Source organism: Gilvimarinus sp. 1_MG-2023, from assembly GCF_030548285.1.
This window is the reverse complement of record NZ_JAUOSC010000247.1, coordinates 1-402: the sequence shown is the minus strand read 5'-3', so window position 1 is coordinate 402 and position 402 is coordinate 1. Positions and strand designations below refer to the sequence as shown.

The 402-nt window shown below is 56.7% G+C and carries 1 protein-coding gene; it reads left to right on the top strand.

What is annotated here, in order from left to right; all coding sequences use genetic code 11:
* Nucleotides 1-14: 14 nt before the first annotated feature.
* Nucleotides 15-402 (top strand): metal ABC transporter solute-binding protein, Zn/Mn family (locus Q4563_RS16640; protein ID WP_303605279.1); only part of this gene is annotated, 388 nt, incomplete at its 3' end.

Here is a 402-nt window from a genome sequence, read left to right as displayed (position 1 = left end):
CTGAACGAGACACAATGAACAAAGTGATATTTTTACTGTTATTGGTACTTCTTGGCGCCTCCACACCAGCGTTTGCCGCTGCAGATATGGACGATGCCCTTACATCCGAAAGCCGGATGCCATCCGTGTTGGCCAGTGTGCACCCGCTGGCGCTGGTCGCGGCTTCTGTCGTTCCGGCAGAGCGGCTGAATGTGCTGGTGCCTCCGGGGATGACACCTCATGATTTTGCCCTGCGCCCTTCGGATATCGACCTGATCCAGAATGCTGACAATATTCTGTGGGCCGGGCCGGTGACTGAGCCGTACCTGAAAGGCTTTGCCAACCGCTGGCCCGACAAAATATGGATCAATGTGGCGGAACTGGGGCAAGACAGCCCGATCCAGGACCCTCACTGGTGGCTGT